This window comes from Arthrobacter sp. R4-81, from assembly GCF_054792365.1.
In genome coordinates this window covers 2,432,691-2,447,222 of sequence record NZ_CP096445.1, presented here as the reverse complement: position 1 = coordinate 2,447,222, position 14,532 = coordinate 2,432,691, and the positions used below count along the sequence as shown (strand labels likewise).

At 64.1% G+C, this 14,532-nt stretch carries 11 protein-coding genes; 2 read left to right on the top strand and 9 right to left on the bottom strand.

The genetic code is table 11. The annotated features are described in order from the left end of the window. Nucleotide 1 precedes the first annotated feature (1 nt). The 4 genes from M1E05_RS11495 to M1E05_RS11480 all read right to left on the bottom strand — a co-directional run bounded on the left by M1E05_RS11495 (nt 2) and on the right by M1E05_RS11480 (nt 3,685). Complete coding sequence (locus M1E05_RS11495) at nt 2-595, bottom strand: sulfite oxidase-like oxidoreductase (protein WP_461165234.1); 594 nt, start codon at nt 593-595, stop codon at nt 2-4. An 85-nt stretch (nt 596-680) separates the two neighbouring features. Beyond that, the gene (locus M1E05_RS11490; RefSeq protein ID WP_461162981.1) at nt 681-1,157 is read right to left on the bottom strand and encodes an NUDIX domain-containing protein; all 477 of its coding nucleotides are present in this window, start codon (nt 1,155-1,157) and stop codon (nt 681-683) included. 21 nt (nt 1,158-1,178) lie between these two features. Then, nucleotides 1,179-2,246 (bottom strand): sulfite oxidase, encoded by a 1,068-nt coding sequence (locus M1E05_RS11485; protein ID WP_458114475.1) that lies wholly within the window; start codon nt 2,244-2,246, stop codon nt 1,179-1,181. Between the two features lie 149 nt (nt 2,247-2,395). Then, on the bottom strand, nt 2,396-3,685 hold the full coding sequence (locus M1E05_RS11480) for an MFS transporter (RefSeq protein WP_461162980.1): 1,290 nt from the start codon (nt 3,683-3,685) through the stop codon (nt 2,396-2,398). Between the two features lie 96 nt (nt 3,686-3,781). Between M1E05_RS11480 and M1E05_RS11475 the strand changes: the two genes are divergently transcribed. After that, on the top strand, nt 3,782-4,789 hold the full coding sequence (locus M1E05_RS11475) for a LysR family transcriptional regulator (RefSeq protein ID WP_461162979.1): 1,008 nt from the start codon (nt 3,782-3,784) through the stop codon (nt 4,787-4,789). On the opposite strand, the gene bsaP is transcribed toward M1E05_RS11475, so the two are convergent. The 4 genes from bsaP to M1E05_RS11455 all read right to left on the bottom strand — a co-directional run bounded on the left by bsaP (nt 4,778) and on the right by M1E05_RS11455 (nt 7,642). Beyond that, entirely contained in the window at nt 4,778-5,023 is a 246-nt protein-coding gene (bsaP, locus tag M1E05_RS11470) for a biotin synthase auxiliary protein BsaP (protein ID WP_458114090.1), read from the bottom strand. The two genes, M1E05_RS11475 and bsaP, sit on opposite strands and share 12 nt — an antisense overlap. Then, nucleotides 5,020-6,042, bottom strand: a complete 1,023-nt coding sequence (gene bioB, locus M1E05_RS11465) for a biotin synthase BioB (protein WP_461162978.1) — start codon at nt 6,040-6,042, stop codon at nt 5,020-5,022. Before bioB ends, bsaP begins: the two co-directional genes overlap by 4 nt. A 718-nt stretch (nt 6,043-6,760) precedes the next feature. After that, nucleotides 6,761-7,357 carry a 2'-5' RNA ligase family protein gene (locus M1E05_RS11460; RefSeq protein WP_461162977.1) on the bottom strand — a complete coding sequence of 199 codons (597 nt, stop codon included), beginning with the start codon at nt 7,355-7,357 and terminating at the stop codon, nt 6,761-6,763. 24 nt (nt 7,358-7,381) lie between these two features. After that, entirely contained in the window at nt 7,382-7,642 is a 261-nt protein-coding gene (locus M1E05_RS11455; protein ID WP_458114087.1) for a hypothetical protein, read from the bottom strand. Between the two features lie 94 nt (nt 7,643-7,736). Here M1E05_RS11455 and hrpB point away from each other — a divergent pair, with 94 nt between their 5' ends. Next, a complete protein-coding gene (hrpB, locus tag M1E05_RS11450) occupies nt 7,737-10,382 on the top strand; it encodes an ATP-dependent helicase HrpB (RefSeq protein WP_461162976.1) in 2,646 nt (881 codons plus the stop codon). A gap of 261 nt (nt 10,383-10,643) precedes the next feature. On the opposite strand, the gene M1E05_RS11445 is transcribed toward hrpB, so the two are convergent. Continuing rightward, nucleotides 10,644-14,513 carry a family 43 glycosylhydrolase gene (locus tag M1E05_RS11445; protein ID WP_461162975.1) on the bottom strand — a complete coding sequence of 1,290 codons (3,870 nt, stop codon included), beginning with the start codon at nt 14,511-14,513 and terminating at the stop codon, nt 10,644-10,646. Nucleotides 14,514-14,532: the final 19 nt, after the last annotated feature.

The window sequence follows — 14,532 nt, the reverse complement described above, 5'->3', positions numbered from 1 at the left end:
CTCATGAGTAGCGTTCTTCCCGCCAGGGGTCGCCGTACATGTGGTAGCCGTTGGATTCCCAGAACCCTGGAATATCGTCCTGTGTCAGCTCGATGCCATTGATCCACTTGGCGCTCTTCCAAAAGTACAAGTGAGGCACCAGGAGGCGGGCAGGTCCTCCGTGGGCGCGTTCAAGGGGGTGTCCATCGAATTCCCAGGCCACCCACCCGCGGCCCTCCAGAAGGTCCTGCAGTGGAACGTTGGCCGTATATCCACCGTAGGAGTGTGCGGTGGTGAACTCCGAGGTTGTTTCCACCTCTTCGAACAAGGTGTCCAGCGATACCCCGCGCCACGTCGTCCCAAGCTTGGACCAGCTTGTCACGCAGTGGATGTCGGTCCGGATCTCGACTTGCGGAAGGGCCATAAAAGCATCCCAAGACCAGACGTGCCGCCGTCCCTGCTCGGTGGCAATGAAGAATTCCCAGTCCTGCGTAAGGATCTCAGGTGCAGGGCCCGCCGTCAGTACAGGAAAGTCGGCAGTCTCGTGTTGTCCCGGTGGTAGCGCCGGATTGCCGGTCTGGCGTCTCCCATGAAAGCCGGACGAAATAATGCCCATCATGTACCTCCGCTACGGAGCTCCGCCGGTCGGACTGCGATCGGTTCCCCAACGATATGCCAACGGCCAGAGAGTATCCAGACATTCACGGGTTCCTCGTCGTGACACGCTGAATGAGCGCGTCGAGGATGGGCAGTTGGCCCTTCACCAGCTTTAGCCGTGCTTCATGCTCTCCTATCCAACGCGCGTCGTCGATCTCGGGAAACTCCCGGACTGTGCCGGATCCTTTAGGCCATTCCAATGAGAAGGTGTTACTCACAACGCGCCCTGGATTGAAGTCGGATTCCGCTGAGAAGGCCGTGATGAGCTTTCCCGAGGGTTGCCGGAAGATGCCAAGTTCGACGTAATCAGCGGGCGGCGCGGGGCTGCCCATTTCCTCAGCAAACTCGCGCAGCGCAGCTGCCAGGGGGTTTTCGTCGTCGAGGTACTCGCCTTTGGGAATGGACCACGAATGATCCTTCCTACGGGCCCAGAAGGGTCCGCCCATGTGGGCAATCCATATTTCCAGCTCGGATGATTTGCTCCACCGGTACAGCAGGAGGCCTGCGCTGCGGACCGTCACTTGCGCTCCCGACGAACGGGGCTAATCAACAGTCACTGCGATGCGCTGCACCTGATTGTTCGCCAGCCCCTGATAGTTCCAATTTTGCTCAAGTGGCTGCACTGCCCCCGTTGAATCCGTGGCCCGGCACGAAAGCTCGTGTTCGCCAGGATCCGCCACCCAGGGCAAGGACCAGGAGCACCAGGCAAAAGGTGCGGCCGGCGGTTTCAGCTGGGCGTCGCTCCACTTGCCATCGATCCCTACTTCCACCCGCTTCACGGCACCCTCCCCGGACCACGCCCGGCCCTGCAGCAACACTGGTCCATGCGGAAGGATCCGCCGGCGCGTGAAGAAGTCCGGAATACCCGGAGGGACCATCAGGGAACGCACCTGGATCCTCGAAACCGGCGTGCCGGCGTCGTCCGCGTCCTCCTGGTAGCGGTACGCGACCGACTGCTGGAATCCCTCAAACGGCTGCCTCAGGACCTGGATGGATTCGAGCCATTTGACGCTGGTCATGCCGTACCAGCCCGGCACCACGAGCCTGAGCGGGTAGCCGTGCTGGGGCGGGAGTTCGCTGCCGTTCATGGCGTAGGCAAGCACGACGTCGGGACGCATCGCCTCCGCCATGGGCAGGCTCCGTGCATAGCGCTGGGGAACGCCTCCCTGGACGCCAGAGTCCATTCCGGTGAACAGTACCTCGACGGCGTCGGAGTCCACCCCTGCCTGGGCCAGCAAATAGGCAAGCGGAACTCCTGACCATTCCGCTGTTCCCACCCCCTCGAGCACCCAGGGCTGGCTGAGGGGCCGGGGAGTGAGCAGGGATCGCCCGTTGCCGGCGCACTCCAGGGTCACGGGGATGCTGATCATCGGGTCCCTGCGCAGTGCAGCCATACTCAGCTCCACGGAACGCTCCACCGCTCCGCCGATCCGCAGGTGCCAGGAGTTGATGTCGATGAAGGGAATGTCGAAGTGGGTGAGCACGTAATGCAGGCCCGGGGGAGTGATGTCCCTCTGCAGCGCCTCCAGCGGCATCGAGTGGTTCCTGGCTGACAGCTGCAGTTCCTCGGTTGTCAGCGGGCCCAGGGTGGGGGGCGACGCGTGCGGCATCGGTTGGGGCGGCGGGACGGGGGTTGCCGAATTCGTGGACTGGGAACGGGGTAGCTGCTCGGTCATGGCGCTGCGATTCTGCTCAGGACCGGCCCCATTGATGGCCGGTCTTCCGTTGAACACAGGTCTACGCCGCCACGCGTGGAGGGTCAAGACCGCTGCTCAATCCCGCCACGATATGAACGGGTGTGTACGACGGCGGTGATTGCCGCCGTCGTACACGCTAGTCCCATAACGGTCAGGGCGAGGGCATTCCAGCCAAGCGACTGGAAAACGAGTCCGCCTGCCCAGCCGAGGAGACTGGAGCCGAGGTAATAAGCGAGGTTGTAGAGCGATGCCGCCTGTGCCCTGCCGGACAATGCGATCACGCCCGTCCAGCCTGCTCCGATGCTGTGGGCCGCAAAAAAGCCGCCGGTAAAAACGAGAAGTCCAATCAGGATAAGTACCAGTACTTGGGTCAGCGTCAACGCCAGCCCTAGGACCATCAGGACAATTCCTGCCAAGAGAACGTTCCGCCGGCCGAACCTCAGGGTCAGGCCTGCGGCCCAGCGCGAGGAGACTGTCCCTGAGAGGTAAGCGAGGAAAATCAGGCTGATGACGGTGGCGGGCAGGCTGAAAGGCTCCCCTGACAAGCGGAATCCCAGATAGTTGTAGACGGCCACAAAGCCGCCCATCAGGAGGAAAGCCTGAACATAGAGCACCAGCAGGCGGGGGTTCCGGCTGTGACCGGCAAGAGTCTTGAATGCTGCCCGAAATCCGGCCGCCGGTTCCGCCGCAAACCCACGTGCCCTGGGTACCAGCACCAGGAACAGCACGGCCGCCACTGTTGCCAGGACAGACACAGCCAAGGCTGCCGCCCGCCATCCCCAGAGCTCACCCACCGGCCCTGCCACCAGCCGGCCGGCAAGTCCTCCCAGCGTTGTACCTGCCACGTAGCTTCCCGCGGCGAGGGCTGCGTGTGCCCGGTGGACCTCCTCGTTCAGGTAGGCGATGGCGATGGCAGGAATGCCACCCAAAGCCATCCCTTCGAGCAGTCGCAGGCCCAGCAACATGGGGAAGGTGGACACCAGCGGGACCAACAGGCCCAGGACGGTGGCTGCGCAGATGCCTATGGACATGGCCCGTACCCTCCCGATCCTGTCGGCCAGGAAGGACCATGGGATGACTGTGACTGCCAGTCCGACGGTGGCCACGGAAATCGTCAACGCCGCCTCCGCTGCCGTGATGCGGAGTTCCGACGCGATGATGGGCAGCACTGCCTGGGTGGAGTAAAGCTGGGCGAACGTAGCCACGCCCGCGAAGGCCAGCCCGGCCAGGGCTTTGCGGTACCCAACCGAGCCCTTGGCGTGCCCGTCCCAGGAGTGTACGTCCCAGGAGTGCCCGTCCCAAGAGGGGACGGGATTTGAGGGGACGGCGGCGTGCGTCGGAACGTGTGGCATGAATCCAGCCTAGGTTTTGCAAAAGGATGCCTCCAATGCATGATTCTCATAGAATCAATCGCACAAGTGGATTGATTCCAGAGCGGGACGGTAGCCGTGACTATTGAACACAAACAACTGGTGCAGCTTCTGCCGCTCCTGCCGGTGCTTGCGGAATTGGGGCGGACCCAGCACGTCACCGAAACGGCCGAACTGCTCGGCATTCCTCAATCCACTGTCAGCCGCGCGTTAGCCAGAGCGAGCGCCGTTGTGGGCACGGAACTGCTGATCCGCGAGGGCCGTGGAGTGCGGCTGACGCCCGCAGCCCGGGCGCTTCTGCCCTACGTTGAGGCTGCCATCAATGAATTCCAGACGGGACTGGACGTGGTCCGCCATCAATCGGAGGTGGTGCGGGGCAGGATCTCGGTATCCTTCCAGCACACCTTTGGGGAGGCGACCCTGCCGCTGCTCATCAGCGCATTCCGGAGCCGGTATCCGCAGACAGCGTTTGACCTTAGCCAGGGGTCCAGGGATGGCTGCCTTGCTGAGCTTGCTGCCGGTACCGCCGACCTTGCCCTCACCGCCCCGGTGGCACCAGCCACGCGCACCATCGGTTCCGCTGCCCTGTATCGCGAACCGTTGCGCCTGGTGGTTCACCACCAACACCCTCTCGCGGGCCGCCGTCGAGCGCGCCTTGCTGACATCAGACAGGACCCTTTTGTCGCTCTCGGCCCTGACTATGGCTTGCGCTCACTCACTGACGCCCTGTTCAGGGAAGCGGGCTTCCGCCCCCGAATCGCCTTTGAAAGCCAGGATTCCCATACGGTCAGAGGACTGGTGTCTGCGAACCTGGGCGTCAGTATCCTGCCGCCCGACGGGTTGGAGCCAGCCCGGGATGTTTCGCCCCACACGGGAAACCTGGGGTGGGTCGATGTTCCCTTGGAGTCCGGGCTTGCGTACCGCGAAATCGGACTGGCGTGGCGGGAACGGCGGGGCGGCTTCGATGCAGAACCCGATCAAGTGAGGCTGTTCCGGGAGTTGGTGCTGACTGAGGGTCCGGGCCTGCTGGCAGGGCTGGTCCGGGCCCGGTCCGGTAAGGAGACTGACTCCCTTTCACCGGGATAACACTCCGTGGCGGGCGCATTGAGCGGCCCAGCCAAGCGGCGTCACCTGAACCTTCATCCGACGGCGGCAGCGACCGCAGTAGCGCGGAGGTTCAAGTTCCAGCTGTTCCCGGCAGCGAAGGTGAGGATCCCATGCCGGGCCGGCGACGCCGTCGTCGGGCTCCCCGCACTGCCCGCAGAAGCTGCCGGCGGCCGGATCCAGGTGGTCCGAGTGGGCCGGTACGCCGGCGCTCACAGTGACTTCTGGAGTTCCTTGATGGGCATATTCAACTCGACCAACAGGCTGAGGTCCGCTGTTGCAGGACGGCCCAGGGTGGTGAGGTAGTTGCCGACGATGACGGCGTTGATGCCGCCCAGCAGTCCTTCGCGGGTGCCTAGGTTGCCGAGGGTCAGTTCGCGGCCCCCCGCGTAGCGCAGTACCGTTCTGGGCATGGCAAGGCGGAACGCGGCGATGGCGCGGAGGGCATCCTTGCCGTCCATGATGCCTTGGTTTTCCAAAGGGGTCCCGGGCCTCGGATTGAGGAAGTTCAAAGGGACTTCGTGTGGTTCAAGTGCGGCGAGCTGGACGGCAAGTTCGGCGCGTTGCTCCAGGGATTCGCCCATGCCGATCAAGGCTCCGCAGCACAGTTCCATGCCGGCGGCCTTGACCATGTTGCAGGTTTCCAGCCGCTCCTCGTAGCTGTGGGTCGTCACCACTTCTGGGAAGTAGCTGCGCGCCGTTTCCAGGTTGTGGTTGTAGCGGTGCACCCCCCACTCCGCCAGCTGGTCAACCTGCCGCTGGGTCAGCATACCCAGCGAGCAGGCGATGTTGATGTCCACGGCTTCATTGATCCGGTCAATCGCGAACTTGATCTGGTTCATGAGTTTGATGTCCGGGCCACGGACTGCGGCGACGATGCAGAACTCGGTGGCGCCGGTGGCGGCAGTTTCCTTGGCGGCTTTGACGAGTTCCGGGATGTCCAGCCAGACACCCCGCACAGGAGAGTCGAACAGGCCTGACTGACTGCAGAAGTGGCAGTCTTCGGGGCAGCCTCCGGTCTTAATCGAGATGATGCCTTCCACCTCCACGTCCTCGCCGCAGTGCCTGAGCCGCACTTCGTGGGCGAGTTGCAGAGCAGCGGGGAGGGTTTCGTCAGGCAGGCTCAGGACGTCCACGAGCTGCTCCTGCGTCAGGCCCCGGCCCTCCTCCAGGACTTGCTTGCGGGCGACCGCCAGGATTTCGTAGCTCGTCGGGAGGTTTGGCTGAATCGTCATTGATGGTCCTTTGCGCTGGCTGCTGATTTCCCTCACAGCCGACGCTAGTTCCCCTGCACTGCCGGGATTTTGTCGGGTTTCTACAAGCCTGCAGCCGGGACTTTGGGTGCGCCCAAACCCCGACCCTCGCTCACGTTTCGCGGGTTTTTGGGGACGCTCGCTCACGTTTCGCGGGTTTTTACCGAACGCTCGCTCACGTTTCGCGGGTTTTTTGGGGACGCTCGCTCACGTTTCGCGGGTTTTTTGGGGACGCTCTCTCACGTTTCGCGGGTTTTTTGGGGGCGCTCTCTCACGTTTCGCGGAACAGGTCCGATGCCGGTGACCTAGAAGGCCCGTGAGCAGAGCCCCTCCCGCATTCAGGATGGCACTCCGTCAGGAACTTTCAATCCGGTCTGCGACGATCCAGAGTTCATCCTGCTGCGCCTCGTGCCAAGTGAGCATCACCAGTTCGCCTGGCATAAGCTCAGGATCTTCGTTCTCTCTGGACGATGCAGGAGAAATGGGCGAAGCACTCTGCGGCTACGCCCTCAATCTCTATCGACCCCCACCCCTGATCTGCGTGCCAGGCCTTTACGCTTCCCTTGCCAAGAGGCTCATCCATTTCACTGATACCAGCTACGCCCGACAAGTCGGCGCCATTTTCCGTGGGCCATATCGGGAACGGCATCGTGAAGGAGCGTCGGCACAATACCCGCGAGACGTGAAGGAGCGTCGGCAGTCAGGCGCCCTGCTCGTCGTCGAACGCGGGAAGGAAGCGCCGGTTCCTAATGCGGGACTCGCCGAACTCGAGGGCTAGGGGTTCAATCACCCACGATCCGCCGCCCCTCGTCTTTGGGCGGCCGACGGCAACATGCGGAGTCCAACGCGGGTACCGGAAGCCAAGTGCCCGGGAGCTAAGGATGAAGTCGTCGACATTATCCACGAGCAGATCCTCCAGTAATTCGTGAAGCGCCTTCACGAGGGAGACCTGGAAGTCATGCACATGAGCGGGCACGTCCACCTCGAGGCCGCTCACATTCCCGCCGCCCAGCACGATCAGTCTCTCGGCCCATCCGGAAAAGCTTCCCAGCACTGGCAGCGACTGCAACCAGGCCACAGTCTTATGCGCAGCAGCCTCTGTACTGGTGAGCCCTTTGGTCCAGTCGGCAACGTCCTCGCTGAAGTCTTCAAGGACGCCAAGGTGCAGGAGTGTCATGTGCAGGCCCTGCGGCCGGCGCAAGGCGTCGACGTAGCGGCCCAAGTGCTCATAGTCTGAGGATCCCCGGCCGATGCTCAGGACCGGAACCTCTACTGTGATGCGCGGAAGGACCTGCACAGGAATCCCGCCCCCTGCTTCGAGCTAGTTCGACATTCCAGGGTGGACCGGAACGAAATCTATACCGGCTTGCACCTTCTTCTTTGGGCCGCGGGAGTATCCCTTGGCGTCCAGGTGATTCTCGGCACGATACACAGCCAAGGCTTCGTCGTAGGCCTCATTCAGCCGCGCGCCGGTGACTGCTTCCTCGCTCCCGTCGGTGAATGTGATGGATATGGCGGCGCTGGCGGGGAAGTGCCTGTTCATCCGGATAAAGCCTTCGGAGTCCTGCTGGAGATTGATCAATGGTCTTCCCGCTTTCATGTTGGATGACCTCCATTCTCGCCCATGTGGCAGTCGTGCTGAGATCGGGGATCAAGATTGCGGGCACAATGGACGGATGACCTTCGATCTAGCTGTCATCGGCGCAGGCCTGGTTTTTGCCGAGTCGCTGGGGGAGCTCACCGGGGCGCTGCGGGCGGGAGGTCCGGCCGGGACGGCCGTGGTCCAGGCTCCTCCGGGCACGGGCAAAACCACGCTCGTTCCGCCGCTGCTCGCCAACCTCGCGTCCAGTCAGGCTCCAGGCCAAATGCGGGCCGGGGGCCGCCATCCGCGTGTTGTGGTCACCCAACCGCGGCGGGTGGCTGCCCGCTCGGCAGCCCGCCGCCTTGCCTCATTGGATGGCAGCCGTGTGGGCGACCGCGTCGGATACACCGTCCGCGGGGAACGCCAGTCCGGTCCCGGAACGCTGATCGAGTTTGTCACGCCGGGGATCCTGCTGCGCCGTCTGCTTGCGGACCCAGGGCTCGAGTCGGCCGACGCAGTAGTCCTGGATGAGGTCCACGAGCGGGGGTTGGAAACAGATCTGCTGCTCGGCATGCTCGCCGAGGTCCGACAACTCCGGGGCGACCTCACGCTGGTTGCCATGTCCGCAACCCTGGACGCGCCCCGGTTCGCCGCCCTGCTTGGAACTGCCCAGGACGGGAACCACGACGACGGCGGGCCGGCCCCGGTGGTCGACTGTCCGTCCGCACTGTACCCGCTGGAAGTAGAGTGGGTGCCGGCGGCTTTGCCGCGGCTGGACGACAGGGGAGTCACGCGCGCTTTCCTGGACCACGTGGCGGACACCGCCGCGGCCTCGCAGGCCCGGGCACTGGCCAAAGACGGGGGCACCGACGCACTGGTGTTTCTCCCGGGGGCGTGGGAAGTCTCCTACGTCGCCTCCCGACTGCGGGCCAAGGTGAGTGCGGAAGTCCTGGAGCTTCACGGGCAGGTTAGCCCGGCCGAGCAGGACCGGGCGGTCACGGGACGGAAACCCGGCGGCCCCCCGCGCATCATCGTTTCGACGGCGCTCGCGGAATCGTCCCTGACCGTGCCCGGGGTCCGCCTCGTGATCGATGCCGGGCTCTCCCGTGAACCGCGAAGGGACGCAAACCGCGGTATGACGGGACTGGTCACCGTGTCCTGCTCCCGCGCCTCCGCCGATCAGCGCGCCGGACGTGCGGCCCGCCAAGGACCCGGCCAGGTAGTCAGGTGTTACGACCAAAAGACCTTCGGCGCCGCACCTGCCCACCAGACCCCGGAGATCGCCGTCGCTGATCTGACGGGTGCCGCTCTGGTCCTTGCCTGTTGGGGTTCGCCCGGCGGCCGGGGGCTGGCACTTCCCGATACGCCACCCCCAGCCGCCATGGACGACGCCATGGAAGTCCTCCAGGAACTCGGTGCCGTTGGAACCGATGGTCAGGCCACCGATCTTGGCAAGGCTCTGGTCCGGATACCTGCTGACCCGCGCCTCGGGCGTGCGCTGCTGGATGGAGCGGCTGCCGTGGGACGCCGGGTTGCTTCAGAAACCGTGGCGGTCGTTTCCGGCGACCAGCGCCCTCCCGGAGCGGATCTTACCCGCCTTCTCACCATCCTGCGGAGCGGCCAGGACCCGGCTGCCCGACGCTGGGCCGAGGACGTCCGGCGGATGGAGGCGATTGTGCGTGAGGGAGCATCCGACGTCGTGCCTGAACCACTTGCGGCGGAGATCGCCGCATCGGCGAGCGCGGCAGAAATGGTGGGCTTCGTCGTCGCCCTCGCATTCCCGGATCGTCTGGCGCGCCGTGTCCCCGGCCCAGGTCCGGACCGGTACCTGCTCTCATCCGGCACCAGGGCCGGTCTACCTGCCGGCAGTGCCCTGGCCGGACACGAATGGCTGGCAGTAGCCGAGGTGTCGCGCGCCCAGGGCCGCGACGCAGCCGGTACCGGCGCCGTCATCCGTTCCGCCGCGCCGCTGTCCCAGGAACTGGCGGAGGCCGCCGGCCGGCATCTTCTGAGCGAAACGGTAGAGGCGCAGTTCAGCCAGGGCCGCGTCACGGCGCGGAAGGAAAGCAGGCTGGGAACCATCACGTTGACGTCGACGCCGGTGCGCCCCTCAGCGGAAGAGGGGCGCACGGCTGTGGCGCAGGCATTGCAGAAGGATGGACTGGGAACCATCGGATGGTCGACGGCGGCAGAGGGATTGCGTCGCCGCCTCGCCTTGCTGCACCGGGAAGTCGGCAGTCCCTGGCCTGACGTATCCGAACCGGCTCTGCTGGCGCGGCTGCAAGAGTGGCTGGCCCCCGAACTGGAAGCACTGGCAGGCGGAACGCCGACCAACAGAATGGACCTGACGGAGCCGTTGCGGCGACTGCTGCCCTGGCCCGAAGCTGGGCGGCTGGGCGAGCTGGCGCCGGAGTGGCTCGAAGTGCCCAGCGGTTCCCGGGTTCGGATCGACTACCCGGCCGTGGGAGACGACGACGGCCGGCCGGTGGTTGCGGTCAAGCTGCAGGAGTGCTTCGGCTGGGCTGAAACACCACGTTTAGCGGGAGGCAAGGTGGCTGTCCTGTTCCACCTGCTTTCGCCAGCCAGGCGGCCGTTGGCTGTGACGGATGACCTTGCTTCCTTCTGGTCCGGTCCTTATACACAGGTCCGCTCCGAAATGCGGGGGCGCTATCCGAAGCATCCCTGGCCGGAGGATCCGTGGGCAGCTCCCGCCACCGCGAAGGTCAAGTCCAGGATGTGAGGCCAGCGTGGGCCAGTCCGGCAACGCTCCTTCACGTTTCGCGGTTGAAATGCGGACGCTCCTTCACGTTTCGGGGTTGAAACGGGGACGCTCCTTCACGTTTCGCGACAATCTTCCCCGAGTTGAAGGAACCCCCACTGAGGTAGATTGCGATTTCCTTGCGAGAGGTGAAGGAGGGTCGGCGTTTTGGGGGCGAAAGGTGAGCGAGGGTCGGGGTGAAGCGGGATAGCCGGCAGGAGGTGCTGCCGGCTATCCGGGCTCCTAACCCTTGACCACCATGATCCAGCTGACCTGGACGTCGTCGGGGCTGGTGGGTGCCAGATTCACCTTCAGTTTCCCTTCGCCATCAGGGGAGTGCCCGGCGTATTTCATCGTGGTGTTGGTTCCGCTGATCCGCCTGCTGGCATCAACCACGGTGCCGTTGATGCTGATTTTGGCGGCCCGGTTCGGCGCATACTGTGCCCAGGGATCGTAAAGCCCCACGTAAACGGTGTAGGCGCCGGCCTCAAGGTTGCCGAACACATAGCTGACGTCCTTCCGCGCGGACTCCTTGGTCACATACCGCAGGGTGCCGAACATGTTGTCGCCGCCCACGGTGGCTGTGCCTGGATTGTCATAGCCCCATGTCTTGCCGGTTCCGGGATCAGCTCCCAATGGCTGATCCTTAGTCGAATTTGAGAGCGCGCCTGCTGCCGATGCCGCACCCCGGATCGCGGCGTAATCAGCGGTGTCAGTCGACCCCGGATCTGCGAAGTAGACCAGCCCGGAAGGCACCACCAGGACGGTGTAGCTGGCGGTGCGGCCGTTGGAGGCGAAAGTGGCAGTCACCGTCGCCGAGCCCGGTACTGAGAAGTCTGCGCCGGTCCAGGTGACTGCCGACGTCGTCGAACTTCCGTTCTGCGTGACAACGGCGGTAGCCGGCAGCGCGGACGGCCCCGATCCCAGCGGAACGCTGGCTGGCATAGCCATATCCACAGTGAACTTGCCCCGGTTCTCCAGGTCTGCCAGGGTCCAGCGGTCCGTCCAGCGGAAGCTCAGGTCACCGTTAGCCCCGAAAGTGAGCGGGAGCCAAACCATGGGTGAGTTTCCGAGGTCCGAAGGTATCCACCGGTCGCCCATGTAGATGAATTTTCCTGCCGCGGGGTCAATCGGGATCACTGAGGTGCTTTGGGTGCGGAAGGTTGTTTCCGAGCCGGGCCCAACGGCGGGGCTGCCGTGCTGCGTCCACGGCCCGATGGGCGTGGGGGACGTCGCGTACCGTGCAGGGTTGGGATCCCAGCCGGTAGCGCCCGAGGTGATCAGGTAGTACGTGCCGTCGTACTTGAACATGGCGGGAGCCTCACGGGCCACGCCCTGGAAGTTACGGCTGAAGTCCACCCCCTGCACCGAGCGGTGCCACGGGACGTTCAGGTACATGTAGCTGGAGTTCAGCCGGGACACATACATGGTCCGGTTCTCTTCACTGGAATAGATGATGTAGCCGGTGCCGTCATCGTCCTTGAAGAGGTTCATGTCGCGGGCCATTCCCAGTTGCGACGGGTACTGGTTGTTCGGGTTGTCCGCGGAAATCCTGTCGAGGCGGTAGCTGTCCACGTAACGGAACGGGCCGAACGGGGAGTCCGAGACGGCGACACCAGCGGTTGCCTTGGCGTACTGCGCATTCGAGGTTGTTGACGGACCATCCGTGTGGACCCAAAGAACCCACTTGCCGGTTGACTGGTTGAACATCACCTTCGGCCGCTCAAGGACGATGGCGCGGCCCACGGCGTTGCCCGCACCCTTGCTGTCCAGGTCCCTGAACACGGCATCTTTTTCGTGCCTTGTGTAGTCAGCGTAGAGAGCGGTGAAGTACGGATCTGTGTCCAGCTGGGCGCGGGTTTCTGCGGTCTTCAGGACCAGTCCTTCATCCTTCCAGTTGTAGAGGTCGTACGAGGAGTAGCCGTGAAGGCCAGCCATGGGCTGGTAGCCCTGAGTACGGTCTTCGCCGTACCAGTAGTAGATGGTCCGCCCCTGCGCGTCTTTGGACGGGATCACCTGGCCTCCGTGGCCCTGAATGGCGCGGCCATTGTTATCGAGCCAAGGCTGGCCGGGGTTGAAGGAATCGTAGGTGACAAGCTTCCTCAGCCCGGCGGTTGCCGCCCCAATGGCCTCGTAGGCTGCCTTGTTGGCGGCCGCGTCGGCCGAGCCAGTATCCACCAGGGACTGTGCCGCGGCCAGCTTCTCCCTGAGGGCAGCCACTGAGTCCGCCGCATACAGGGACGCTTGTTCGGGAGTAAGCGTCGCCTGGCGGATTTTCTCTGCAAGCAGTTCCGGTGTGTAGTCCAGGGGCTGCCTGATCACGATGAAGTTCAGGGCCGGATCGTGGAACGTGTTGGTGCGGCCGGCCTGGCTGTGGGCCTGCAGGCTGAGCATGCCGTCGGTGACGGCCACGCTGTTGAAGGTCTTCTCCAGCCCTGCGCTGCTCGTGGCTGCAGTTCCGAGAATCTGGCCTTCCGCCATCAGGTCCAGCGTTCGTCCGGCCCACCCGCCGGGCAACTTGAAGCCGAACGTGACGTCGTAGTTCCCGTTGGGAAGCGCGAAGTCGTACTTCACTGCCCGGCTCGAAAGTACAGAGCCTGCGGGCGGTGCGTCGTACAGGATTGAGTCGTATTTTCCGAGCGTGCTGTTGGTGTTGCGTTTCGGATTGGAGAAGGCGTCGGAAACGAAGCCCCAGCTGCCGCCGGTCTTGGCGTCGGGCCCGAAGGCCTGGTCCGAGCGGGATTGATAGATTCCCATGGTGTCGCCGGGAGCAACTTTGTCTGTCACAGTGGCTCCGCTGTTCGCGAAGTAGAGTGCGCCGTCGGCCGCCACCAGTTGTTCGAGGCTGGGTTTCGCCAGCGGGACTGACTCCTCGGCCAATGCGGGTGACGCCGGCACCAGCAATGCGGCTCCGACAGCGGCTGTCAGCGCCGCGCCCACAATCCGCCTCCAGTGATGTGGCCGCCGGGAGTGGAATGCCACCATGCAGGCTCCGGACAGCAGCAGGGCTGCACCCGCAAGATACGGCACAGCTCCATACGTCACGGCTGCAGTTATAAAGCCGGTCATTCCATTCGCCGGATCCAGGGGCGCACCGCTTGCTGGCGAACCAGGAAGAACGACGGCGGCAGGGGCGCTATCGTCATCCGGTCGGGTAAAGACCACGCTGTGCGCTTCCCCGGCGGCCATCGCCACGATCCTGGGTCCGTACCCCGCCGGAACTGTGCTTTGCGCCGCGTTGTTGTCTCCCCAGGCGTAAATTTTTCCTGACTCGGTGGAGACGAGGCTGTGGTAGCCGCCAGCCGCGATTGCCGTCACCTTTTCGGAACCAAGCTCAGCCGGCACGTTGAGCTGCCCGTAGGTGTTCGAGCCCCACGCCAGCACTGCCCCTGTATCAGTGAGAGCCAGCGAGTGTGTCACTCCGGCGGAAATGGCCTTGATGTTCGCTGTGCCTATAGCTGCGGGAAGCTCGATCTGTCCGTAATCGCTCCTGCCCCAGGCAGTCATCTTGCCCTCGGCGGTCAACGCCACGTTGAACCCGGCGCCCGTGGCTATTTGCTTTATGGTTTGTCCTGCCAGGGATGCGGGAATCTGGTTCTGGGCAAAGGCGTTGTCACCCCAGCCCACCAGGGTTCCGTCCGTTTTGAGTGCCAGAGAGTTGCTTCCGCCCGATGAGATGGCAGCAACTCCGGTGCGGGCCGCTTCGGGAACAGTTGCCTGACCGGACGCATTTCCGCCCCACGAGACTACTTTCCCGTCCGTGCTGAGGGCGAGGGAGTGGCTGGCGCCGGCGGCAATCGCCATAAACTTCCGCTCATCGTTAAGGGGTACCGTCGACTGCCCCTGCACGTTGCTGCCCCATGCTGAGAGCCGGCCAGCGCTGGTAAGAGCAATGGTGTGGCGGTTTCCCGCTGCGAGGGCCTTCAGGGGTTGCCTGGCGAGGCTTTCAGGGATGGTCGTCTGGCCGGCAGCGTTGGAACCGAAGGCGAGCAGGAAGGAGCTCTGCGGCGGGGGAGTGGGAAGCTCGGTGGCATGCACCGTTGCAATGCCAAGATGGCCGGTGGCCACCATCACGACTACGGCCAGGGCGGCCCTGACTCTGGGTCTGATCATGATTGGTTCTCCAGGTGCG